The sequence below is a fragment of the Rhizobium sp. A22-96 genome (genome assembly GCF_053521805.1).
In genome coordinates this window covers 1-26,047 of record NZ_JBNWDQ010000010.1, presented here as the reverse complement: position 1 = coordinate 26,047, position 26,047 = coordinate 1, and the positions used below count along the sequence as shown (strand labels likewise).

The 26,047-nt window shown below is 57.6% G+C and carries 11 protein-coding genes; 9 read left to right on the top strand and 2 right to left on the bottom strand.

Annotated elements, in window-relative coordinates; all coding sequences use genetic code 11:
• Positions 1-23 precede the first annotated feature (23 nt).
• The 7 genes from ACQZ6F_RS31830 to ACQZ6F_RS31800 all read left to right on the top strand — a co-directional run bounded on the left by ACQZ6F_RS31830 (position 24) and on the right by ACQZ6F_RS31800 (position 21,231).
• A complete protein-coding gene (locus tag ACQZ6F_RS31830) occupies positions 24-16,328 on the top strand; it encodes a two-partner secretion domain-containing protein (protein WP_449096298.1) in 16,305 nt (5,434 codons plus the stop codon).
• A 446-nt stretch (positions 16,329-16,774) separates the two neighbouring features.
• Positions 16,775-18,229, top strand: a complete 1,455-nt coding sequence (locus tag ACQZ6F_RS31825; protein ID WP_449096297.1) for an EndoU domain-containing protein — start codon at positions 16,775-16,777, stop codon at positions 18,227-18,229.
• A gap of 7 nt (positions 18,230-18,236) precedes the next feature.
• Positions 18,237-18,491, top strand: coding sequence for a MafI family immunity protein (locus ACQZ6F_RS31820; protein ID WP_449096296.1), 255 nt, complete (start codon positions 18,237-18,239; stop codon positions 18,489-18,491).
• A gap of 120 nt (positions 18,492-18,611) precedes the next feature.
• Positions 18,612-19,259, top strand: a complete 648-nt coding sequence (locus ACQZ6F_RS31815) for a hypothetical protein (RefSeq protein WP_449096295.1) — start codon at positions 18,612-18,614, stop codon at positions 19,257-19,259.
• A 450-nt stretch (positions 19,260-19,709) separates the two neighbouring features.
• The gene (locus ACQZ6F_RS31810) at positions 19,710-20,051 is read left to right on the top strand and encodes a hypothetical protein (protein WP_449096294.1); all 342 of its coding nucleotides are present in this window, start codon (positions 19,710-19,712) and stop codon (positions 20,049-20,051) included.
• Complete coding sequence (locus tag ACQZ6F_RS31805) at positions 20,052-20,387, top strand: hypothetical protein (protein ID WP_449096293.1); 336 nt, start codon at positions 20,052-20,054, stop codon at positions 20,385-20,387. It begins immediately after the preceding gene.
• Positions 20,388-20,883: 496 nt separating this feature from the next.
• A complete protein-coding gene (locus tag ACQZ6F_RS31800) occupies positions 20,884-21,231 on the top strand; it encodes a hypothetical protein (protein WP_449096292.1) in 348 nt (115 codons plus the stop codon).
• 16 nt (positions 21,232-21,247) lie between these two features.
• Here ACQZ6F_RS31800 and ACQZ6F_RS31795 read toward each other — a convergent pair whose 3' ends face one another.
• On the bottom strand, positions 21,248-21,955 hold the full coding sequence (locus tag ACQZ6F_RS31795; RefSeq protein WP_136687023.1) for a hypothetical protein: 708 nt from the start codon (positions 21,953-21,955) through the stop codon (positions 21,248-21,250).
• A gap of 649 nt (positions 21,956-22,604) precedes the next feature.
• Here ACQZ6F_RS31795 and ACQZ6F_RS31790 point away from each other — a divergent pair.
• A complete protein-coding gene (locus tag ACQZ6F_RS31790) occupies positions 22,605-22,979 on the top strand; it encodes a DUF4260 domain-containing protein (protein WP_449096291.1) in 375 nt (124 codons plus the stop codon).
• A 249-nt stretch (positions 22,980-23,228) separates the two neighbouring features.
• Here the strand turns inward: ACQZ6F_RS31790 and ACQZ6F_RS31785 are convergent, their stop codons facing one another.
• Positions 23,229-24,221: an aldo/keto reductase gene (locus ACQZ6F_RS31785; RefSeq protein ID WP_449096290.1), complete on the bottom strand. Its 993-nt coding sequence runs from the start codon at positions 24,219-24,221 to the stop codon at positions 23,229-23,231.
• 362 nt (positions 24,222-24,583) lie between these two features.
• On the opposite strand from ACQZ6F_RS31785, the gene ACQZ6F_RS31780 reads away from it, so the two are divergent.
• Positions 24,584-25,165 (top strand): tyrosine phosphatase family protein, encoded by a 582-nt coding sequence (locus tag ACQZ6F_RS31780; protein ID WP_077472987.1) that lies wholly within the window; start codon positions 24,584-24,586, stop codon positions 25,163-25,165.
• The last annotated feature ends 882 nt before the right edge of the window (positions 25,166-26,047 follow it).

Below are 26,047 nucleotides of genomic sequence, written 5' to 3'. Positions count from 1 at the left end.
AGTGCCAGGAAGTGGACGAGAAGATGAGCAACGGAAGATACGGATTGTCGAAGAGGATTGATCAACTGGGTCGACTCACCCGGCAATCGCTTGCGATGGTGCTCAGTGCGTTGCTCGTCTTCCAGCCGATGCTGGCGAATGCGCAATCTGTCTCTGCTGCTGGAGCGGCGCCTGCAGCCAATCAGCCTGGGGTTGGTGCAGCGCCGAACGGCGTGCCGCTGATTGATATCGCCACGCCGAATGCGAGCGGCCTGTCGCACAATAAATACAACGACTTCAACGTCGGCACCCAAGGTCTCATCCTTAACAATTTCAATGGGGAGAAAGGCAACTCAAACCTGGGAGGCATTACCCCCGGCAATCCGAACTTAAGGAATTCCGGTCCGGCCTCCGTCATCCTCAACGAAGTCACCTCAGGCAATCGTTCCGCGCTGAATGGTCCGACCGAAGTGTTTGGCGGCAGGGCCGACGTTATCATCGCCAATCCGAACGGAATCACATGCGCCGGCTGCGGCTTCATCAACACGCCGCATGCCACGCTAACGACTGGCATCCCCAATATCGGCGCTGACGGAAGCCTGAGCGGCTTCACCGTCAATGGCGGTGACGTCACCTTCGAAGGAGCCGGCGGCAACTTCGCGGCCGCTCCTGGCACGGTTGATCTCTTTGATGTCGTTGCGCGCAATATTCACGTCAATGCGCCCCTCTACGGCAAGACCATCCGGCTGACGGGCGGCGCCAGCAAATATGACTACGCGACCGGAGAGTCCACGGCGCTGACCGCCGCCTCGGGCACGCCGGAATATGCGATCGACGGTACCGCGCTCGGTGCCATGCAGGCGGACCGCATCAAGGTTGTCGTCACCGAAAAAGGCGCCGGCGTCAAAATGAGCGCTGACATGGCCGCCAATGCCGGCGAGCTGTCGCTGTCGGCCGATGGCAAGATCTCGATCGGCAATGCCTCGGGGCGGGATGGGGCCACGATCGCCTCGAAACAGAAGGTCACGGCAGCCAAGGTTACATCGCAACAGAAGCTTGCTGTCAGGGCGAACCAGGGTGTCACTCTGCAGACAGTTGCGGCCGATGGCGACATTGTTCTGGCGAGTGGCGCTGGTCTCTTGAGCGTGTCGGGCGACGTCAACAGCGCGACAACTGTGCAGATGAACTCCGCCGGCGGGATTGCGGTCGGAAGCGTGACGGCCGGCAATGGCATGGCAACACTTGTCGCGACCTCTGGCGATATCGCGATCGCCGGCGCGGCCAATAGCACCGGCGACCTCAATCTGACGGCGACGGCCGGCGCGATCTCGGCCGCGTTGCTGCAGAGCAGTCAGAATATCGCCTTGAATGCCGTTCTTGGGATTGCCGTCGCCGGCAATGTGCAGGGGCAGGGTAATGTAGACGCTACCGGCCAGTCGATCTCGGCCGGCAAGGTCATCTCCGGCATCAATCTTGCTGCCACCAGCGCCGATCCGAATGGTAATATCGTGCTCGCAGCGCAATCGCCTGCGATTGTCGCGGGGTCGGCAGGCAGCCTCAGCTTGACCGCCACTAGCGGTAATATCACGACGGGTGCCCTGCTGTCGGCCGGCTCCCTGAGTGCCAACTCCGCCGGTAGCATGAGCGCTGGCGGCATCCAATCGGCCGGTGATCTAACGGTGACCGCAGCGTCGCTCAATGCGAGCGGCATTACCTCCCGTGGAGCGCTTACGGTCAATACGGCGGGCGATAGTGTTGGCACGACGACCGCAAGTGGTCGCGTTGACGTCACCGGCCAGGTTCTTGCTGCAGGCAATGTCCTGATCTCGGGCGCTGCTCTTCAGGCCAGTGCTATTGCCGCCGGTGTCGACTTTGCGGCCACTGATGCGAACGGCGGCAGCATTGTCCTCGGATCGTCGGGTACGCTCGATTTGACCGCCACGACGGGCAATATCGTCGCCGACAAGTTGCTGTCGGCGGGTGACATGACCGTTCAGGCCGCTCTGTTGCAGGCAAACAATCTCATCAGCCACGGCAATGTTGCGATTACCGCAAGCAGTAACGCCGGTATTGGCGGCGCCGTCAGAGTCGCCAATCAATTGCTCAGTGCTGGCAATACCACAATCACCAGCAACACCGGCGGCGTTGGTGTCGGTCTTCTTGCCTCCGGCGTCGACTTCGGCGCGACCAAGGCGGCCGGCGGCAATATCGTGCTGGCGAGTGGCGGCGATCTGACGGTCAACGACGGCGTCGGTGCCATCCAGGCAGGGACGGTGCTTGCAGCCGGCACGATCAATGTTACCGGCCAGACCATTACCGCCGACACGATCACCGGCCACAAGGACATTACGCTTTCGGGTGCCACCGGTGCGACGGTGGCGAGTAGTGGCGTCGCCACGACGACCGCAAGCGGTCGCGTCAGCATCTCCGGCCAGGTCCTCGGCGGCGGCAATATCGGCGTCACCGGTTCGAGCATTGCGGCCGACGCCATTGTCTCTGGCGTCGATATTGCCGCCACCGATGCCGCGGGTGGGCACATCACCCTTGGCCCGACGATAACAGGAACCGGCAATCTGAGGTTGACGGCCGCCGGTGTGCTCAACGCCGGGACACTCTTGTCCGCGGGCGATCTTAATGCCAACGGTGCAACGATCACCGCCGGCAATATTTCTGCCCATCACGACATGACGCTTGGCGGGGCCACCACTGTCAGCGGCCAGATCCTTGGTGCCGGCAATGTACTGATCACCGGCCCGAGCCTGTCGGCACAGACCGTCGTTGCGGGCATAGACTTCGATGCCACCAATTCTGCCGGTGGGAGGATCGTTCTTGGCCAGGCAGGCGACCTCACGGCCGCCGCCAGCGGCGACATCTCGGTTTCGACGATAGAGGCCGCCGGCAATCTCGTGGCCAGCGGCACGACGATCGCCGCCAATGCTGTTACCGGCCACAAGAATATCGCGCTTTCGGGGGCGACAACCGTCGCCAACCAGGTTCTCGGCGGAGGCAATGTCAGCATTTCCGGACCGAGCATCAAGGCCGGTAGCGTCGTTTCCGGCGTCGACTTCGCCAGGACTGCTGCCGCCAATGGCAACATCGTGCTCGCCGGCAGTGGCGACCTGACGCTTTCGGCCTTGAGCGCCCTCAACGCCGGCTCGTTACTGTCGGCCGGTGATCTCAGTGCGACCGGGTCGAACCTCACCGCGAACAGCGTAACCGCCCATGGTGATATGACGCTCGGTGGCGCGATCAACGTCAGCGGCCAGATCCTTGGCGCAGAAAATGTTCTTATCAGCGGCCAAAGTCTGTCGGCGCAAACTCTCGTTGCCGGTATCGACTTTAGCGCCACCAATGCTGCCGGCGGCAATATTGTGCTGGGCCAGGCCGGCAGTTTGAAGGCCACGGTCAATGGCACCGTCACGGCGCCGACCATACAAGCCGCCGGCGCGATCGATATTGGCGGCGCCTCCATTGCCGCCGACGCCGTCACGGGCCACAAGGACATCACGCTTTCCGGCACAGCTGCCGGAGTGGCTGTCGCCAATCAAGTGCTTGGCGGGGGTAACGTCGGCATCTCTGGGCCAAGCATCAAGGCCGGCACTGTCGTTTCTGGCGTTGACTTCGCGTCGACGGCCGCTGCTGGTGGCGGCATCGTGCTCGCCGGCAGCGGCGACCTCACGCTTGCTTCGACCGGTAACATCAATGCTGTCACCTTGCTCTCTGCTGGCGGTCTCAGTGCTGCAGGAGCCGCCCTCAACGCCAATGCGGTGACAGCTCATGGCGACATGACGCTTGCGGGAGCGATCAACGTCAACAGCCAGATCCTGAGCTCTGGCAATGTGCTGATCAGTGGCCAAAGTCTGTCGGCGCAGACCCTCGTTGCTGGCATCGACTTTGCCGCCACGAACCGGACAGCGGGCAATATCGTCCTTGGTCAAACCGCGACGATTGTAGGCAATCGCGCTGGTGACCTCAAGGTCGCAACCAGCGGCGTTATGGCAGTGCCGACGATTCAGGCGGCCGGCACCATCGATATTCGCGCCGCAACGGTCACCAGCGACGCGATTACCGGTCACAAGGATATCACCGTTTCGGGTGTAAGCGGTCCCGTTGACGTGACGAACCAAGTGCTCGGCGGAGGCAACGTCGGCATCTCCGGCTCGAGCATCAAGGCCGGCGCGATTATCTCCGGCGTCGATTTCGCCGCGACGACCGCAGCCAATGGACATATCGTTCAGACGGAAAGTGGCGACATGTCCCTGACGGCGCCTGGTGCCATCAGCGTCGGCACGTTGCTCTCCGCCGGCAATCTGAGTGCGTCCGGCGCGGCCGTTGCGGCTGACAAGGTCACTGCCCATGGCGCCATGACGCTCGCAGGCGCGATCAACGTCAGTGGCCAGATCCTAAGTGCTGGCAATGTCTTCATTAGCGGACAAAGCCTGTCGGCGCAGACCGTCGTCGCCGGCCTCGACTTCAATGCCACCGATGCCTCTGGAGGCAACATCGTCCTTGCTCAAACCGCGACGATTGCAGGCAATCGCGCTGGCGATCTGACAGTGTCTGTCAATGGCGCAGTGACTGTGCCAACGATACAGGCAGCCGGCGTGCTCGATGTCAGCGGCACATCCGTTGGGGCAGATTCGATCATCAGTCACAAGGATATCACCCTCGCCGGTACGACTGCTGGTGTTGGCACGACGACCGCAAGCGGTCGCGTTGACGTCACCAATCAGGTCCTTGGCGGCGGTGCCATTGGCATCTCCGGCTCGAGCATCAAGGCCGGTGCGATTATCTCCGGCATCGACTTCGCTGCCACGGCTGCGGCCAATGGACAGATCGTTCAGACGGCAAGCGGTGACATGTCTCTGACGTCGCCAGGCACCATCAGCGCCGGTACACTATTAACGGCCGGCAATCTGAGCGCTTCTGGCGGAACGATCACGGCCGACAAAATCACGGCACACCACGACATCACGCTCGGTGGTGTAATCAGTGTCAGCGGTCAAATCCTTGTCGCCGGCAATGTCCTGATCAGTGGGCAGAGCTTGTCGGCACAGACTATTGTTGCTGGTCTCGATTTCAATGCCACCGATGCTGCCGGAGGCAGGATCGTCCTCGGATCAAGCGGTGACCTGACGGTTTCGATTAACGGTGCGGTAGCAGCACCAACGATGCAGGCAGCCGGCGCCATCGATATCAGCGGTACATCACTCACGGCAGATTCGATCACCGGTCAGAGGAATATCACCCTTGCCGGTACGGCAGCAGGTGGTGTCGGCACGACGAGCGCAAGCGGTCGCGTTGACGTCACCAACCAAGTTCTTGGCCGCGGTAATGTCAGCATCTCCGGACGAAGCATCAATACCGGCGCCGTCGTTTCTGGTGTCGATTTCGCCAGGACTGCTGCCGCCAATGGCAATATCGTGCTTGCCAGCAGCGGTGACCTGACGCTCGCCTCGACCGGTGCCGTCAATGCCGGTACGCTGCTGTCCGCTGGTAGTCTCACCGCAACTGGTACAGTCATCACTGTCGATGTTGTTACCGCGCATGGTAATATCGCGCTCGACGGCGCCATAAGCGTCGCCAGCCAGATTCTTGGCGCTGGCAACGTGCTGATCTCGGGCCAAAGCCTGTCGGCGCGGTCTCTAATTGCCGGTATCGACTTCGATGCGACCAACAGGGCTAGCGGTGACATCGTCCTTGGCCAGACCGGAGACCTGACAGTCTCGGTTAGTGGTGCCGTGGCGGTTCCGACGATACAAGCAGCAGGCGCCGTCGATGTAAGCGGCGCGACCATCGATGCCAATGCGGTCACCAGCTACCGCAACATGACCTTGTCCGGCGCAACCACCGTCAGCAATCAGGTCCTTGGCGGCGACAGCATCAGCATCTCCGGAGCGGGCATCAAAGTCGGGACTGTCGTTTCCGGCGTCGACTTCGCCAGAACGGCAGCCGCCAATGGCAACATTGTTCAGACGGCAAGCGGCGACCTGACGCTTGTCTCGGCCGGCACCATCAGCGCCGGCACGTTGCTGTCGGCCGGTGGCGTCAATGCCAGTGGAGCAGCCGTCACTGCCGCTGCCGTTACTGCGCATGGCAATGCAACGCTCAATGGGGCAATCACCATCAGCGGCCAGATCCTTGGCGCCGGCAATGTATTGATTACCGGCCAAAGCCTGTCGGCGCAGACCGTCGTCGCCGGCATTGATTTTGCCGCGACCAATGCCGCCGGCGGCAATATCGTCCTGGGCCAGGCCGCGACGATTGCAGGCAATCACACTGGTGATTTGACCGTGTCGGTGAACGGCGCGGTGGCGGCGCCGATCATACAGGCAGCCGGTGACATCGACGTCAGCGGCGCGTCGGTCGCAGCAGCTTCGATCACCGGCCACAAGGATGTTACCCTTTCCGGTGCGGCAGCCGACGGCGTCGCTATTGCGAAGCAATTGCTCGGCGGCGGTGACGTCTCGATCTCTGGCACCAGCATCAAAGCCGGCACCGTGGTCTCGGGTGTCGATTTCACCGCCACCTCCGCCGGCGGTGGAAACATCGTCCTGACGGCAAGTGGAGATCTGACGCTCGTTTCTACTGGGCTCACTAGCGGCGGCACATTGTTGTCGGCGGGAGCACTTTCGGCCAAAGGCTCGACTGTGACTGCCGACAGTATCACGGCGCACGGAAACGTGACGCTTGATGGCGCCACCATAGTGGGTGGCCAAATTCTGGCGGCTGGCGATGTGCTGATTAGCGGCCAGAGCCTGGCAGCTCAAGCCGCAATTGCCGGTATCGACTTTGCCGCGACCAATGCTGCGGGCGGCAATATCGTGCTTGGTAACGCCGGCAAACTCACCGTATCGGTCAGCGGCGATGTGGCGGCTTCGACCATGCAGGCCGCCGGTACTGTCGACGCCAGCGGTGCGACCATAACCGCCGACACCATCACTGGTCATAAAGACATCGCGCTGTCCGGCGCCACGACCATTCATCATCAAATCCTCGGCGGCGGTGATGTCGCCATCTCAGGCTCCGGCATCAGGGCTGGCGCCATCGTTTCCGGCGTGGATTTTGCGAGAACTGCTGCTGCCAACGGCGATATTGTCCTTGCCAGCAGCGGCGATCTGACGCTTGCCTCTGCCGGCAATATCGACGCCGGTGCGCTGTTGTCAGCCGGTGATCTTTCGACCAGCGGCGCAGCCGTGAGCGCGGATGCCGTCACTGCACATGGTGCGGTCACGCTCAACGGCGCCACCACTGTAACCGGCCAGGTTCTCAGCGCCGGCAACGTGCTGGTCACCGGCCAGAGCCTCTCGGCCCAAACAATCGTCGCCGGCATCGATTTCACCGCCAGCAAAACGTCTGGCGGCAATATCGTTGTTGATCAAACCGGGGGCTTGACGGCCCAACTGAGCGGCGAGCTGTCTGCATCCACGATGGAGGCAGCCGGGGCCATCAACGTCAATGCCACCACGGTGACTGCCGATAGCATCACCGGCCACAAGAATATCACGCTCGCCGGTACGACCACCGTAAACGGCCAGGTGCTTGGTGGAGGAAACATCAGTGTTTCCGGCCCAAGCATCACGGCAGGTGCCATAGTCTCCGGCGTCGATTTCGCTGGAACGGCCGCCGCCAATGGCAACATCGTCCAGACGATGAGCGGTGATATCTCGCTGACCTCGACAGGCGGCCTCACCGTCGGCACGCTATTATCGGCCGGTGGTCTGACCGCACAGGCGATGGATCTAGCGGCCAGCAGCATTACCAGCCATGGCAAGACCGATTTGAAGGCCAACGGTACGGCCGCAAGCGGCCGCGTGAATGTGAGTGGCCAAGTGTTGTCGGCCAGTGATCTGACGATCAGCGCCAACAGCCTCAAAGCCGGTCTCCTGGTCTCAGGGGTCGACTTCGCGGCGACCAATAGAAACGGTGGCAATATCGTCCTCGGGTCGTCCGGCGCGACCGAAATCACCGTCTCGGGTAATGCCACGGCCGGCACGATCCTGTCGGCTGGCGATTTCACGGCGAAGGCCGCCACGCTGCAGGGAACCAGCATAACCGGTCACGGCAAAGTCGGCGTTGTCGGTAACGTCGATGTCACCAGCCAGATTCTCGCGGCCGGCGATCTCGCTCTCAATGGCGGCGATATCAGTGCCCCCACCTTGATCTCAGGTATCGACTTTACCGCCACCAACGCCGCCGGCGGCAATATCGTGCTCGCGCAATCCGGCGCCATGAACCTCACGGCGACGGGCAATATTGCCTCCCAGACGATCCTGTCCGCCGGAGATATCACGGCGAATGCGGTTGATCTCATTGCCGGCAGCATCACAGCTCATGGCAATGCCGGCATTGTCGGCAATGTCGATGTCAGCAATCAGATCATTGCCGCTGGCAATCTCACGATCAGTGGTGGTCACATCAACGCGCCAACGCTGATCTCCGGCATCGATTTCGCTGCCACCAATGCCGCAGGCGGCGGTATTGTGCTTGGCGCTGCCGCAACGATCACGGGCAATCGCGCTGGCGATATGAACCTGACGGCGTCTGGCGGCATCACCACACAGACCATGCTATCGGCTGGTGTCATTGACGCCCATGGTACCACGATCACGGCCAACGCTGTTACCGGGCATGGCAATATAGACCTTGCCGGCAGCAGCAGCGTCAATGTGACCGGCCAGCTCCTCGGTGCGGGCGACGTTTCGCTTTCCGGCCCGACCGTCGAACTGGGCCAAGCTGTTACCGGTGTCGATTTCGCTGCCACCGCACAATCGATAAACGGCGCCATCGTTCTCGGACCAAGCGGTGACCTGACCATTAGCGCCGGAAGTGCTTCGGCCGGCACGCTGATCGTCGCAGGTAGCCTCAATGCGACGGCAAGCGCATTCACGGGCGGTAATATCACGGGCCACGGCGCCGTCGCGATCGGCTCATCCACCAGTCCCGGCGCGGTCAAGATCAACGGGCAACTCCTCGGCGCCAGCAATGTCTCGATCACCGGCTCCGATATCAGCGGCAATGCCATTGTCGCCGGCGTCGATTTTGCCGCAACAGGCCAATCGGCGACTGGCAATATCGTCCTTGGCCAGGCCGCGACGATTGCGGGCAAGCGCGCTGGTGATCTCACCCTGGCAGCGACGTCTGGGAATGTCGCCGTCAGCAGCCTGATGGCGGCCGGCAACCTGACGGCCAATGCGGCGAATAATGTCAGCGCCAATGCCGTCGCCCATGGCGACCTGACTATTGGCGCCGGTAACGCGATCACGCTCAGTGGCCAATCGCTTAGTAACGGTAACGTCAACCTCAACGCCCGGTCGATCACCATCGACACGCTGGTCTCCGGCGTCGACTTTGCTGCCACCAATGCGTCATCCAATGGCAGTCTGATGCTGCGGCGCGCCGGCACGATGACACTTGCCGCCTCCAACGGCAGCGTCAGCGCCAACTCATTGCTTTCCGGCGGCAATCTTGCCGCCACGGCCACGCAGAATATCAGTTATAACAGTCTGCAAAGTCTGGGAAATGCCGCTCTCACAAGCCCAGGCGCCATTGCCTATACGAGCACTACCCGCGTCGGCGGCAATCTGACGCTCAACACCGGTGTGCTGGATCTGTCCGGCAGCAGGGGTAGCCGGATTGCCGGCGGCGGCATGCTGATCGTCAACGCGTCCTCGGCCAATCTCTCGAGCAGCAACCTTGTTTTCGGGGGCCTGACCCTCAATCTGTCGGGCAACGCTGATCTTTCGAACGCGCAGGTGAGCACCGTCACCAATGCCGGCGGTTCTGGCGACATCAGCATATCTGCCGCAGGTCTGACGACAAACGCCAATACCGCGCTGCTTGCCGCGCACGACCTGACGCTGAACCTGCTGTCACTCGGCAATGCCGGACAACTTGCGGCCGGCAACAATCTCAACGTCAACATTGCCGGCGATTTTGCGAACACCCCGAGCGGCCTCGTCTTTGCCGGCAACAATGCCAATTTCTTCGTCGGCGGCACGCTGGCCAACAATCAGGGCGCCCTACTTGCCGGCAACGGTCTTACCATCGCAGGAGCTAGCGGTAGTCAACGCAACGGTGCCGTCGTCAACTCGGCCGGCCTCATTCAGTCAGGCGGCGGCATGTCGATCCTGACCAACGGCCTCAGCAATGTCACGACCTCGGCTCCGGCAATCCAGCGGAACGTGCTTATTTCCGACGACGTTCTCCACGCTTATGACCTGATCACCGATTCCGGGACGAAGAGCGGTCTGGTTCACCAACTTGTGTTGCAGGATCAGTTGATCAGCGGTGCCGGAGCCTCCGCGCAAATTCGCGCCGGCGCAGAGTTGACCATCAATGCCACCAATCTTTGGAACTCCTACAGCTCGATCAAGTCCGACGGCAACATGCTGCTCACCGTCGCGGGCGCGCTCACCAATGACGGCGCGACGCTCAATCGCATTTCCGAATTGACGTGCAACAGCTCGACCCCATGTCAGTATTATCCTGACAAAGCGGTTGAGACGACGACACTGAACTGCAGCGGGCCCAACCGTCCCTGTATCGAAAATACCACGACGACCTATGTGCCCAACCCCAACGGAAGGCGCGATCCGTCGAAGGACTTGAACCCTGGCACAACCGTTAACGGTGTTGCGGCGATTGGAGCGATCTCCGGCGTTATCCAGACACGGGGTGCTCTCGCGATCAACGGCGGTGGTTCGGTCAACAACGTTGCGTCCAACGGTTCGATCAGTGGTGGGGTCGCAATTGCCGCCCCGGCGACCAGCAACAATCCGCTTGGCGCCTTGAGCAGCATGACCGCGGGCGGGGCCTTGTTCAATGTCAGCGCGGCGCTTTCAAACGTGGCGGCCAATGGCGGCGCCAATGCGAGCGCCGGCCCGTCGCTTGTCTCAAACGGTCCGACGATCGGTTCGGGACCGGCGATCAGTAGCAATCTGCGGGCCAGCGGTAGCGCTTCGATCAGTGGCGTCAGCTTGACGGCAAGCAATGGCGTAACGCTGAGCCAAAATAGCGTGACCGCTGCAACCGGTCCCTCGATCAACGGCAGCAACCTGACGACGGCTGGGAATGCCAATGTCAGCAGTAGCGGCCTCACGGTTGTCGGTGGCGCGTCGGTAAGCACCAACGGTCCGACTGCAGCGACGGGTTCGGCGATCGGCGGCGGCGGTGTGACCGCTGCCCCCGGTAGCTCGATCAGCAACAGCAGCGTTACGGCAGCGACAGGCCCAGCAATCGGCGGCAATACGCTGACAGCCGCGGGTGCCTCGGTTAGTCCGAACAGCCTCATGGGCAAACTCACTGCGGCTATTGGCAATAGCGGCAATCTCGCCCAGATCCTCCAGACGAACGGTGCTCAGCTCGCAGCGGTCGCCAAGCCGCAATCGGGTGGTGTTGGCGGTACCGCGCCGGGGCAAGTCTTCCTGTTCGAGACACGCGCAGCGTTCCTCGACGTGTCGAAATTCTACGGCTCGGCCTATTTCATTGACCGGGTTGGCTATACGCCGGAGACCAAGGTTCCCTTCCTGGGGGATGCCTACTTCGACAACCAGCTCATCGATGAGCAGATGCGGCAATTGGTCGGCAATGGTCTTGGCGCCGGCTCCTTCGTTCCCGGCGATAACGCCACAGACCAGATGAAGACGCTGCTTGACAAGGGCGTCGCTTATGCCGAGGCGCATGGTCTTGGTCTCGGACAGCCGCTGACGCCCGAGCAGGCCGCATCGCTGACGCAATCGATGGTGATCTACCAGACAGAGGTCGTCGATGGCGCGCCGGTACTGGTGCCCGTCGTCTATCTCTCGGCCGCCGACCGCGCCAAAACCACGTCCGCGGTCACCATTGCCGGCAACACGGTCAGCATCGATGCCGGCTCGGTCGACAACTCCGGCGTGATTGCTGCGGCGGATGGCATGACCATCAATGCCAACAGCATCAAGGCCAATGGCGGCGCTTTCCTCGCCGGCGGCAATATGAATCTCAATGCCGAGAACGGCATCACGCTTGCGGCCCAGACCATGAACATTGGCGGGCAAACCATCGTTACAGCCAATGGCGGCGTCACGGCAGGCGGCAATTTGAAGATGGATGCTGGCGCAGGCAGCCTGACGCTCAGCGGCACAAAAGTGGCCGCTGGCGGCAGCGCCCAGCTCTCCGGCCAGACCGTCACGCTAGGCGCCGTCAAGCAGGATAACGGCGGGGTTCAGACGCTGGTCGGTACCACGGTGACGACCGGCGGCAATCTCAACATTGCCGGTACCAATGGGGTCAACGTCATTGCCAGCTCCGCAAAGGTCGGTGGTGATCTGTCCATTCTTTCTTCGAGTGGCTCGGTCAGCATCATTTCCGCTGGCGTTCAGAACACGATGGTCGACGTTAATCGCGGCACCATCACGACGACAACGAGTCAGATCCAGCAGGGCTCGTCGCTCATAGCCGGGGGCGCCATGCTGGTTTCGGGCAATCAGGGCGTGCTGATCGGCGGCTCGACGCTCGAAGCCGGCGGAAATCTCGGCCTTGTCTCGACGAATGGCAATATCGCGATCACCGCCTCGCAGGACCAGACGGCGAGCCAGTCAAAGACAACCCCCGGCTCGTACAATGGTTACAAGGGGGGACAATCCTCCTCAACCGCACTGACGAGTAACGGTTCATCGATCACCTCGGGCAATGGCAGCGTCTCCGTTCAGACCGATAACGGCAATATCAGCGTCATCGGCTCCGATATCGACGCAAAGGGCGGCACCGCCAATCTGATCGCCAAGGGCGACGTCACCATCGGCGAGGCGATCAACAGCGCCTCCTCGTCCAGCAGCAGCGGCAAGAAGAAGGCGAGCGAAGCAACCACCACGGCGCAGGGTTCGTCGATCAGCGGCCAGACCGGCGTCAACATCGCCTCGACGGGCGGCAACGTCACCATCTCGGCCTCCGATGTCGCGGCCGGCGACGCAGCCCATACGGCCGATGCCAATATTCTCGCGGCCGGCAACATTATCATCGCCTCCGGAAAGGACACGAAGGAAACGACCACCGACAGTAAGAAGAGTGGCTTCCTGTCGTCGTCGAAGACCCATACGCACACCTATGACGAGGACACCGTCGGCTCCTCCATCTCGGCTTCCGGCAACGTCAACGTAGCCGCCAGCGGTGAGACTGTTGTTTCCGGTTCAAACATAGCCGCTGGCAACAATCTCAGCCTCTCCGGCTCGACGGTTACCGTGATGGGCGCCGAGGAGAGCCACGAGAGCGACAAACAGGTCAAGAAGTCCGGTATTGGCGTCGGTTCCGGCGGTGGGTTCGTCTCTATCTATGGAAGCCACAGTAAATCGACCAGCGAAAGCTCGACTGATAATGCCGGATCGACGCTTTCGGCCGCCAACGGCAACATCACGCTCAACGCCACCAAGGGCGACCTCAATATCATTGGCTCGTCGATCACAGCTACCAACGGCGATGTGAACGGACAAGCAGCCGGTGACATCAATATTCTGCCGGGCCATGAGAGTGATCAATCCTCGAAGAGCGATAAGCGCTCCGGATTCGGGATCCAGGTCTCGACCAGCGGCGGCGGTGCCTCGATCGGCATCGGGGTAGGGCGCTTCACCGACCAGGTCAATCAAAGCGCCGAGACCAATGCGGTATCGACGATCAAGGCCGGCGGCGATATCACGCTTAAGGCCGGCGACACTTTCAACGACCAGGCAGGCCAGATCGCCGCTGGCGGCGGCGTCACCATCGTCGGAAAGAACGGCGTCAACATCCTCTCCGGTAACGACATCACCAATTTTGATGAGGTCGCTACCAGCTTCTTCGCCGGCGTCAGCGTCGGAGTGTCCTCCAGCTTCGTCGGTGCCGGCCAGAGCATCGAGAATCTCGCCTCCAAGCTCGGCAATGTCACTGACGGTTATTCGGCCGCCAACGTCGCCTTTGCTGGCATGAGAGCCTATGACGCGCTGTCCAGCCTCAAGGATGGAATCAATGCGGGCAACCTCGCCTCGGTATCGCTGACGGCCGGCTTCACCTATTCGAAGAACGAGACCTCGGTTTCGACCTCGACGCCGGTCTTGCCGACGATCTCGGGCAGCTCGGTCGACATCTCCACAAATGGTGATTTCACCAGCCGTGGTCTGCAGATTTCGGCCACAGCCAATGCGGATCACGCGGACGACCCGATGAATGGCAGCGTGCTTATCTCGGCCAACACTATCGACATGGCGGGCGCTCAGGCAACGTCCAGTGCTTCATCGAGCAGCAAGTCTGCGGGAGCCAGCATCGGCGTGTCGGTCGGCGTGGGCATAAAAGGGGCAACCGGCATCACGCCGACGGCAAGCGTTTCTGCCGGCCAATCGAAATCATCTAACACCTCGACGACGCAGGTGATCTCCACCGTCAGCGCCACGGATAACATAACCTTCATTTCGAAGGGCGATACAGCACTCAACAACACCGTCTTCTCGGCTGATACGATTGACGGCAAGATCGGCGGCAATCTCAATATTGTCTCGACACCCAACACCGGCAGCCAGTCGAACAGCTCGGCCTCACTCGGCTTCTCCTTCACCGGTCCGACGATCGGCAACACTGCCGGACAGCCGCTGCTGACGGCAGGCAATATCGGCACCGCACTCGGCGGTTTGATGTTGGGCGGCGTGCAGCCCGGTTTCGGCTCTGGCAAAGGCTCGACCAACTGGATCGACACGCCGGCGGGTCTCTATTCGACCGGTGACCAGACCATCACCGTCGGCGGTAATACCAATCTTGCCGCCTCCGGGCTGATCTCGACCGATGGCGAGGTCAATCTCGACACCGGCACACTGACCTGGTCCGACTTCGTCGGCACGCAGAAATACCAGGGCTATGAGATCAATGCCGATATCGATCTCTATTCTGGCACTGACGCCAACGGAAAGAACAAGAACAACTCCAGTGCCAGCGGCAAATACCAGCTCGACGATGTCGAGCAGTCGGTCAAGGCGACGATCTCGAGCGGTGGCGCGGCTGGCAACATCACCATCCGCAATCCCGAGCAGCAGGCTTCGCTCGAGCAGAGCGGGCAGACCAGGCCGGTAGACGAGATAAATACCGATCCCTCCAAGCAGAACGTCATCACCAAGGACAAGCATATCGATCTTGAGCCTTATGTCTCGGTGCAGAGCGTCACGGCTGCGCTGGACGCCGGAAAGACGATCGCGCAGGTGCTCGGCGACGCTTTCGCCAAGATGGCGGCAGATGGAAAAGTATCGCCGGCGGACGCCATTGCTGCACAGGCCATCCTTCGCAACGTCACGGATCCTGCAGTCCTGAAGGGATTGGCGCAATGCCGCCAACAGGGAGCGGGAACGTGCGTCATCGAGACGCGTACGGAGATCGATTCGACCATGTCGGGTCTGGTCGAGGTCACCATCACTCCATCTCTTGCCGACCAAATACTCAATGCTATTGCAACGGGTGTAGCCGTAGGTAAAAGGATCACAGGTGCCGGCGGTGCTGTAGGCGTACTCTTCGCGGCCCTTTTTTATCCTAATTCGGCTGGCGGTTACGAAGTACGTCAGAAGATTGATATCAACGCGCCTGGCGTTCCCGGCGCGACGGCAGAACTCAGCGGCAATAGCGATGGCCTAGGTCGAGTGCTGACCATCACCACTTCGAGTGGCGATCAGACGAAGTTCATGCTGCTTCCGACCGGAAACGCCAATCAATACCAGCTGATATTTGCAGCCGATGCTTCCAGCAATCCAATCGCGGCCGATAAGCTTGCCGGATTTGCCGCTTTTCTATCAGCTTACACAGCGGTCAACGTCGTTTATAATCAAACCGGCAAAGGAGGCGATGGTCGGCCGCTCTATCCGAATGATAATTATGGTCCGAAGCCCGATGATGGGGCGAGTGCGGGTCAACCAAACGGTGGAAACAACAATGGCGGCGGACCGCAAATTGTTGTGCCGGTGCCCAACAATGGAAATTCTCAAAATAACAACCCCTCCGGGCAGGATATAGTAACGATTGAGAGCGGGAAGTGGGATTATTTCTTTGGGCGCGTCGACTCTAATCCGCACAACCAAGATCGATCACTTCAGATGCAACAGCAGTTCGCTCGCATTGGAATTTATGATAATTCAGCCGGAAGAACTGCAATCGCAGATGCGCTTCAGAAATCTGCGAACACTCCGGGTAGTGTGATTGAGACTTTTAGCCAAACGGCACCCAACGGCAGCGTGCAAAATTTTGAAGTCGTTGAAGGTCTGTTGATGGGGCCAGGCGGAGGACTTAAGCTAACAAGTACCTTCGAGATTATGTCAAATGGCGGAAAGCGCTTGGTTACTACGATACCAAAAGGGGGACCATAAACATGCCTAGAATAGAAATGTACCCGTCTTTGTCGGACATGGTATCTGCATTTGGATGTAAAGCGCTATTTGATGATTATTTTAAAATATACACATATGAAATGGTCGATGACGAAGAAAATAAGATTATAGTATCTTTCAAAACAGTGGATGCGTCCTTCAAATTGGTTGTGGAGTCAAGTTCGAGACGGCTGTTCTATTTCTATAGCGATTTTGCAAAATCCATAACTTTGCATGAAGATTCGCAATCACTTTCGGTAGTATTTTCTATTAGTCCAATATCCCAGCGGCTCGAAATTAAGCTGTGGCCACTCTGGAGCGTGGTTGTATCTGCCTTGGACGCGCATGAATAATATGAATGTGTTGGTTTGTGTCAGAATTTAACCCAGTTCTGGAGTGAACCCCTCGGGCTGGACCAGCGAGGCGCTTCAAACTAAGCCGCCTGCTTGAAGAGCACGGGCTTCAGCCTGATTGGTGCCGGCATTCCAGTTTCGATCGTGGGTCAGCCCGCCAAGCAGAGCGGCAACGGCGCAACGCTGGCAACGATCACCCCCGGCAACTGGACACTCGCCAACCAGAGCCAGGACCTCGCAAGCCTCAGCACCGACCCCTCCAAGGCCAACAAGACTGTCGATCCCTTCGACATCGACAAGTTGAAAGCACAACAGCAGAGTGCTGCGGCATTGTCAGCGCTTCTTAACATGGGCGTCGGCGAGCTTTCAGAGCGGCTCGGCTTTGTCGAAGGATCTCCCGAAAAGGTTGCTCTGCATGCCGCAGTCGGGGCGATTGTTTCACAGCTGGCCGGCAGCAATGTTGGTGCCGGTGCTCTTAGCGGTGCGCTGAGTGAAATCGCCAATGGCGTGCTTCAGCAGGTCTTGCAGGCCGATCCTAACCTTACGGATACGCAGAAAAGCGCGATCACCCAGTGGGTGGCAGCGGCTGTCGGCGCTGCCGTCGGCGGAGGTGCGGGTGCCGCCGCCGCACTCGACAATGTCAATTATAACTATCTGACGCATAAAGAAGCAAAAGAGCTTGAACTCGCCGAATTGGCCTGCCGAGGTGGCAGCAAGACGGATTGCGAGCGCCATGATCAGCTTCTCGATCTTTCTCAGGCGCGTGACGACCAACTGAAGAGCTGCGTTGGAAATTCGTCGAGCGAATGCGTGAGAGCCAGAACCGATCTGCGTATTGCAGCCGCACAGTATGTGGACGCCGCTCTGACAGGCGACGGCGAATATGTTACGCCGATTGGCGGCCTGCAAAGGCAATGGGCGCTTTTGCAAGCCTACGACTACGCTGATGACAGCGATCTGGGTCAAATTGCCGACGCGGATCGTATCGCGTCAAATCTCAAGAGTGACGAAGCAAAGGCGCTGCTGACGGCGTCAAAGAGCGGATTATCCGCTGCGCTTCGCAGTGAAATCCTCTACGGCGTCGTAACGCTCGGCCAGAATGCCACATCTGGCAAGGGCCCCGCAACTGGCCGTGGTTCTAGTGAAACGATAATTGATGAGATAGCGAGCAGCAATGCGCCTCCGGTAAAGCCACTAGTAAATCCGGCTACTAATCTCGCGAGTGAAGCAAGAACTAATCACATCCTTTACGGCGATGGCCCTAACAGTGGCGGTCATCTCTGGCCAGGCCAACCTGGAAAGACGGTGTTCCCAAAAAGTTGGAATGCGGATAAAGTAATGAGCACCATTTCCGACATAGCAACCGATCCCGCGTTGAGTTGGAAACCCCAGACAGGTAGTGGCGGTCTGTTTACAAAATCAGGCAAACCGGCGAGATTTGTTGTAACAGATGCGAATGGCAACCTTCCGATTGTTGATGGGGTGCCTGTAAGGGTCGTCATTGAGCCAGCGGGAGAGGGTATTATTACCGCTTTTCCGCAATACTGAGGTGTGTATGAAGGTTGAAGAAAGACTAATCAATTTAGCTCGTGGGTTCAGCGGTCGGCTACCAGCTGAGTATATTTCTGAATACGTTTCACTTGCGCAGCACAATGAGTGCGTGATCGCTTTCGAAAATCTGTGTACCCAACTGTACGAATACAGCGTATTACCAGTGGCCGCGGAAATGGCTATCATTCAGGAGCTCGCTGAACAAATGAGTCTGGAAGCGAATACCTGGGATTTCCTTACACATTCTGATTTCGGATAAAGCCGCTCTGAGTTTCCACTCTGAACTACACCGTGGCGCACGCGTGAAGCAATGTCCACAGTACGGCAAGTGTTGAGCATTCGATCAATAGCAGAGTCTTGACGCAGCAAGAGTTTTTGAATGAATTTGGCTCAAATTCCAAGTGAATTGCGGGAAAACATTCTAAAACGCGAGGAGTGTATCGGCTTTTTCGTGCATTCCGGTAACTATTATTGGATTGTCGATTGGGAGGCTCATTTTAACCTCGATCAAGCCAAAAATATCGAAGCGCTGTGTGAAAAGCCACAATATCTCCGGTTCTTGCCGAAGGGTTTATCCATAGATCAATGGCGACAGCAGCAGATTAGTGAATTTCGTGACGGTATCCCAACACTGGCATATCAGTTCTTTGCCCAATATCGCGATGGCCAATCAGCCAAAGTCGTTAGTACCGAACTTCTTCATCAAGAGTTTTTCCATGACGATCGCGGCGAATATGCGAACCTGTCCAAGCTTATCGAGCATTATCTATCTTTTGGCACCTCTATCCCGGAAGGGGCGATGGCCTTAAAGGCGAAGCTATCTTCAAAGCTACCTAAGTTTTACATAAACTATGACCGCAAGCTCTTCATGCATATGGTACGCGGGCGCTCATATGAGGCTGTCGTATTGGATGGCTGGTGGGGTGCCGAAGGGGATTTTGAACACATGATTCCGAGTTCCCACCGCTACTGGATTAGAAATGCTAGGGAAGATTTTTGGGCGCTGTCAAATTTCTCGGATTTCTAACTGGTGAGTTGATTGAATAGTATCCAAGTTTCGTACATGCCCTCGCATTGCGCTTTTTACCGCTTTTCAAGCTCGACGCATATTACGATGACAGTGCACTCAATAAGATTCAAGATCTGACCAAAGCAAGCAAATGCCCGTCTTGCTCGGATCGTCGTCCCTAATATTCCAAATCACGCTACCCAAAGCGGGAACGAACGCGTGCAAATCCTCTCTTGCGATCGAACCGACGTCATCATTGAGGAAGTAGGTGCACTGTCACCGTAATTCCGTGCCGCAACGGTAGAGCAAGCGACTACGGCTGCCGCAGCAAAAGAAGCGGCGGCGGCTGAAGCCACAGGGGCAAAGGGTCCGGCACTTTTTCGGGGAACCACTGAAGGTTATGTGGGTAGCGATGCCTCAGTTCGATGTGGCGTGACATGCACTTCTACGGACCCCGCGATTGCGACTTTGTTCGCTACTGAGGGACAAACCTATGGAAATGGCGTTGTTCATCTAGCGTTGCCTGAGGATATTGCGTCTATCGATATAGTTTCCTCAAATGTGCTAGCTGCTAAAGAGGCTGAAGTTGTCATGGGTATTCCACCAAGTGAATTTGCCAACTTGGCATCAACTACTATAACAGCATCCGAAGCGCGCACCATATTGCAAGACATTGGTGTTTCTATGCCGAGTTATGTAACCCGTTCTGGAGGTCAATTTGATCAGGTGTTAGAAGGTCTTCCAAGGTTGACATCCACCCAAATACAACAATTTGTTGAGCGCGCACAGAGAATTAGTGGAGGTCGCTAAATGATAGAGTTTTCCGTTGTATTGGAACCAGAGAATGCTGGCAGTAAATGGCTTTTGAAAGGTCGCTGTATAACAGACTTAGTCCTCAACGGACGTTTCACGGAACTTATAAGGTTCGATTTTCCGGTGAATGGGACTGCTGAAAACTCGCCGATTGAGGGGGAGGTTTGGGCGCTCGATCTAACGATTGAGAAGATTTCGGCTTATGAGCGCGAATTCGATAAGATCAATGCGGGAATGACAGCCGCCGTTATAGTTTCGGGCGAAGGTGGGAGATTAACGTCAAACTGGGTGGCGCCAAGCAGGCTAAGTGTCTGCATACTTCGCGGAAAGTAGCGACATTGGACACTGACTGTTGATTTCCGCGAGAGAATGATCCAATTACGCGCTTTGCATTGACGCATATAGATACTCCTAGTTTGTCGGAATACTTCATTTTTCTCCGATCGCATAACAGCATGCGAATTACGGTGACAGCGCACTCAATAAGATTCAAGATCTGACCAAAGCAAGCAAATGCCCGTCTTGCTCGGATCGTCGCCCCTAATACTCCACATCACGCTACCCAAAGCGGGAACGAACGCGTGCAAATCCTCTTTTGCGATCGAACCGCCGTCATCATTGAGGAAATAGGTGCACTGTCACCGTAATTCTGACCGCTCTATCCTTAGAAATGGTCCGCTTATAAAGTCGGGTCGAGCTATGCAGGCCGGCGTTCCAAAGGATGTAAGCAAACTATTAGCCATTTCATGAACTCGGCTTGAATAAATCTAAGTCAACGATGCAAATGAAGAAATCCAGATTTTTTATCTCAGTTGATGGCGATTCATGCATGGATCAGCCAGAGTTCGAACTTTCGGCAAAGGTATCGGAATGGCTTTTTGCCTCGCATTTTTGGCAAGATTTTAATGCGAATAATGGAACGATATTCGATCAATTCGAAGATGATGAAGCCTCGGTTGCGGTTATTCATCGGGTCGTTGAGATGTTGGACGCCAAGCGACAAAAGCTAATTGCCGGTGGCGTGGACATAATAGAATTTACGTATAGGTGGTCGGAGGACGGAAGTCCGACAAAAACGACTTTCGAACTTGATCAGCTCCTTGAAGAGCCATCGATGTTTCGAAATTTCTTGGCCGATACGGCCCAGCTAAAGCTTAGCTTGATGTTTTCATTGTGAGTCAATCATCATTATTTCACGAGCGCGCGCTGGTCGCGCCTCGGGATTTCGTCAGCAAGATCGGCCTGAAGTGCCGTAATAAGGCCTCGTCCCAAGACGCCATGTTACCCTGCCAATCACTGTCATCTTCTTCCAGGTACGAAACTGATCCATGCGGTCTTCCCCTCCATCGGCGCGGATAGGTCAATGCAATGATTTGGGCGTTGCCATATTGGTTGGTTGCCCACGGAGCGCAGGCAATCTCCGAAACAATGTCAGCATCGAGAAAGATGTCCATTCCCTGGATCTTGTGGGGATAGAAGTTCTCTATGTTGTTTTGCGTGTTGCTGAGGACGATATAGCGGATGGGCTTTTCGAGCATTTTCAGAAAGTTATTACGAAGACGCTCATATTTTGCCGCAATTTTCTCCACGTCGTCCTGGTTGACCTCGTCGCTTAACTTCTCATGCCAAAACCAAAGTTTGAAATCCTCCAGTCGCAGGGCTTCTCTAGCATGGACCGGCACATACAGAGATTGGGGGGTGATTGGCCCAATGAGCAGGCGGTTCACGACTTTTGCTATCTCTGACGAGCTGACAAATACCCAATTGAAGAATCCGGACCGTTCGCGCAGACGATCATTTAAGAGGGAAGAGAGAAATCCTGCATGCTGCTGCAACTGTTGAGCGGTTTGGCAAGAGACGCCGATACTGATAAAAGCCTGATTTTCGCTGACTATAGACATCTACATAGCCGAAGAGTGCCGAGTTCCGTCGAGATCTGGCCGCCGTGCTGCTGAGTGCCGGTACCGCGAGGCCGACTCTGATCTATGAAACTCTCACCATGTTGAACCAACGTCGTACTTCGCAAAAGAGTAGACGGGATGAGTTTCCTATGGAAATCAACAGTTTGAGAGCGCGTCGGGCAATGGTGCTCTATCCTCGGGGCTCTTAGAAGCCCTTCGGGCAAGATACAGTGCTGATGGATGGCTGCCCTTCGCTCTGTCGATGGATGTCGAGGGTGGACAGGACATGAATCGTTCCACGGCGATCGGTGTCATTGGCAATGCGAGCCTCACCCTACTTAGGGCAGGGTCTCGCTGACTTTCTGAGCAGGATCCCCTATCGCAAATGGCTTGGTATTGAATTTCGTCGTTTTCTGACGCGTCTTTTCACTTGAGGCTGATCCTACGAGGCGGAACCAGGATCGCAGGTTACCGTGAAGTGGAAAATGGGGTGAGTTTCGCGCGAAATTCAACACTCACTGCGAGGCATCATAGAAGCGTCTTCGAAGTGATAGATATTCATTTATGAATAGCTGGTAGTAAAATTTAGTCAATTTTGTATGTCAGCCATCAATGTTATCACTCCGACATAAAAGTTGGAGATTGAGTTATGACAGGTTTCGTCACTGGAATACCTAAAGTGCTTCTTCGCCTTGAGGGGCTTGGTGTACTCGTTGCCGCTACGGCCTGGTACACTACACTGGACGCCAGTTGGTGGCTGTATGCCGCCCTGATCTTGGCCCCCGACCTGTCAATGATCGGCTACCTCGCCGGTAAGAAAGTGGGTGCCGCGCTTTACAATGCGGCCCACTGGTACATCCCACCACTTGTAGTGATCGCTTGGGGAATGGTTGGACACGCACCTGTGGCCTTGGCCGTCGGATTGGTATGGGCTGCCCATATCGGCCTGGACAGAGCGCTCGGCTACGGGCTTAAATACGCAGAAGGTTTTGGCGTGACACATCTGGAGTCAATCCGGCGTTAGGGAGCCATACGTCTTCACAGGACCGGTTGCGGGCAGGATTATCTCCGTAATGCATGATCGCAATAGGTCTACGTGGCCTGAATCGCGTGGACCGCCGCAGACACCACCATCTCTATTTGCGTGCTGTCGCGATCTTGGCGATGACGTGGTGCTTCAGGCAGTTGGTAACGGAGTGGCCGCGGGTTCGATCCACTCGATGCCCTTGCGGTGGACTCGGCCGGCAGTAACCCTCGATGCGCGCAATCGCGCCTAGAGATTGGCGAGTTCTGCGTCGATACGATCCATCAGCTCGTCAGGCAGCGGCCCTTTCTGCAGCGCCCCGACGTTTTCTTCTACCTGCGCAACGGTTCGGAATCCGGGTATCGGCAACGTACGGCTGGAGCGCGCCCAGAGCCAGGCAAGGGCGCCTTGCGTTAGCGTACGCCCATCCGCAGTCAGCAAGTTGCGCACAGCATCCAGCCGCGCTGCAAATTCTGGCGCGATCTTGCCGTCCTTGAAATAAACCATCCAATCAAGGCTCGCACCGCGGACGTCATTGGCACCCACGTGCTTTTCGGCTGTGAACTTGCCGCTGAGAAGCCCCATGGCGAGCGGGCCGCGATTGATCGAGATCAGGTGATTCTTTTCGACCACATCGATCATCTCGGGCACTGCCTCAAAGACGTTCATCGTGTGTTGGACGGAAACGAAACCCTCCCGCGCCGCATGGCGGGATGCGCGATCGGGATAGTCGGTGCTCCAACCGAACGCATCGATCTTGCCTTCAGTTCTCAGGGCTTCAAGTGTTTCGAAGACCTCGTCGGATGCCTCCGGTGGAAAATCATTCAGATGAAACTGCAGCAGATCCAGTCGCTCGCGCTTCAGTCGCTGCAGCGACGTCTCGGCGGAGCGGCGAATGAAAGCTGGATCGGCAAAGGCGCCCGTTGCCTGCTTGCTTTGCTCATCGGTTGCGAAACCGAACTTCGTCGCTATGACAATATCGTCGCGATTGCCGATAGCTTTCCCGACAATTTTCTCAGAGTGACCCGCCCCATAATTCGAAGCCGTATCGAAGAAGCGGATACCGAGATCGGCGGCACGATGAATGGCGCGGATCGACTCACCGTCGTCGACCTCTCCCCAGCCCAGTGGCACATCGCCTGCGTAGAACGGTCCGCCAATTGCCCAGCAGCCCATGCCAAGCCGCGGAACCTCACGGCCGTTCCATAGATCGATCGTTGTGACCTTACCAGGCTTCCTCACCGGGATATCCTCCTCTGTCGCCAATTGTTGACAATCAATAGGGGATGATCGAGATCGGCGCATACCGCAAATTTTGCCGCATATTTTTCACCGATGAAAAGCAGTGGCTGTCATCGCAGAATGGCAGGCCGCATCGATCTCGATCACGCCGAAAGCGTGACAGAGAAGTCTCGGCAATCCGGGGCAATCCACCGCGGAAGCGGGTGTACCGCCTGGTTTTGGATTACGGCCTAAGTGACCGGAAGTTCTGGGCTGGAGGCAACGGGCTACATTGACCTTAGACGAAAGGGCGCGCAAAAAGAGCCACAATCCAGAATGAAATTCGTCCTGGGACCGCAATCGGCATATGGAAGTTAAGCAAGATGGAATTGATGTTCGCCCCTGAGTTGACGGTTTGTGGAATTGAGGAACTGCCAGCGCAAAGTTCACGCCAGGTAACCCACGTTCTTTCGATCATCGATCCCGACCGCGCTGAGCTTACCGCTTTCGCGGCCTACGGTAATCACTTCCGCACGACGCTTCGTTTTCACGACATCATCAGCCCCATACCGGGTCAAATCATGCCCACGCCCCAGCATGTCGAAGCGATCCTGGATTTCGGACGCGCCTTCCATGACCGGCAGGATCAGAATGCTCCGAGCCACATACTCGTCCATTGCCATATGGGAGTGTCCCGTTCGACAGCAGCGATGATGACCCTGATGGCACAGGCCAATCCTGACGCCTCCGCCGAAGCACTGTTCGAGCGTCTCGTCACGATCCGGCCGCAGGCATGGCCGAACTCCCAAATGATTGCCTTCGCTGACGAGCAACTCGGTCGCGAAGGCGCGCTCGGTAAAGAACTGGCGCGCCACTACGGACGACAGCTCAAAAGCAAGCCCGAATTTAGGGACTGGATGGTCTCACTTGGCCGCGAAGCCGAGATCGAGATGGCTATTTTGTGAGTCCTTGGCTGCCCGCGCATAGACGGCCAAGGGGCAATGCGAGCAGTCCCTCATCGACGTTTTCCAGATACATCGAGCCGATGATATCGAATTTCATCGGCCATCCTGACCCACGGCCAGTGCTGCATTGATGCGCAACTTTCCGCCGGACTGCAGCGATCTCGCGGTTCGGGCTAGCGGAAAGCGGCGAATAAGCACGTGGGATTATACTAAGGTTCAATATGATTTGCCCAGGGTGTGGGATATGGATCCTTGCCCCCGTCGTTGCACGGCGCCCCGCCGAGTGCAGCGGCCTGCCCTGTCGCCACAATCACCCAAAAGTGGTGGCAGGGCTTAGATTTCGTCCGAATTGGTGGAGGGATCAAAATTGAAGGTTTTCCAACTATGCGGCTGCGGTGGAAGCGAAGTTGATGGCAAAATCATGCTGCGCAAACATGACGCTACCTGCCGCTATCGGTAGGCTAGCGTGTCATCATGGCTCAATCCTGAGGATCCGATCTCGCCGGCTCGATGTCAGCCATTGAACTTCGGCTCCTAAGGCAGTGCCTCGCATTGAACGACAGAGGCGGTGAGATCACGGCTTTCAATTTGAAACCGCAGAATATTTTAAGCTCGGCGACGGGTTTTGTTCGATCATCCGTTCAAGCAACGGAGAACCCTATCGGAGATCCGCCTGACGGGAGCTCATTGAGACTGCGACCCACAGCGGTCCGACACTGGAGAGTGAAATTGATTCCATCTTTCAAGATGCTGGCAAGCCGAGGCCGAGATGTTCGACGCTTTGCATTTTTTGCGATGATGTTGGTTTTGGCGGGGGTCGCGGTTGCGAGTTCGGCCGAGGCGCAGAACTCTCCTGAGAAGCGCATAGCGCTTGTCGTCGGC

Bases quoted from the DNA above. Each gene is read 5' to 3' on its own strand.
- ACQZ6F_RS31795 (WP_136687023.1), bottom strand. From the start codon at position 21,955: ATGTCTATAGTCAGCGAAAATCAGGCTTTTATCAGTATCGGCGTCTCT.
- ACQZ6F_RS31790 (WP_449096291.1), top strand. From the start codon at position 22,605: ATGACAGGTTTCGTCACTGGAATACCTAAAGTGCTTCTTCGCCTTGAG.
- ACQZ6F_RS31780 (WP_077472987.1), top strand. From the start codon at position 24,584: ATGGAATTGATGTTCGCCCCTGAGTTGACGGTTTGTGGAATTGAGGAA.
- ACQZ6F_RS31830 (WP_449096298.1), top strand. From the start codon at position 24: ATGAGCAACGGAAGATACGGATTGTCGAAGAGGATTGATCAACTGGGT.
- ACQZ6F_RS31815 (WP_449096295.1), top strand. From the start codon at position 18,612: ATGAATTTGGCTCAAATTCCAAGTGAATTGCGGGAAAACATTCTAAAA.
- ACQZ6F_RS31820 (WP_449096296.1), top strand. From the start codon at position 18,237: ATGAAGGTTGAAGAAAGACTAATCAATTTAGCTCGTGGGTTCAGCGGT.
- ACQZ6F_RS31805 (WP_449096293.1), top strand. From the start codon at position 20,052: ATGATAGAGTTTTCCGTTGTATTGGAACCAGAGAATGCTGGCAGTAAA.
- ACQZ6F_RS31800 (WP_449096292.1), top strand. From the start codon at position 20,884: ATGGATCAGCCAGAGTTCGAACTTTCGGCAAAGGTATCGGAATGGCTT.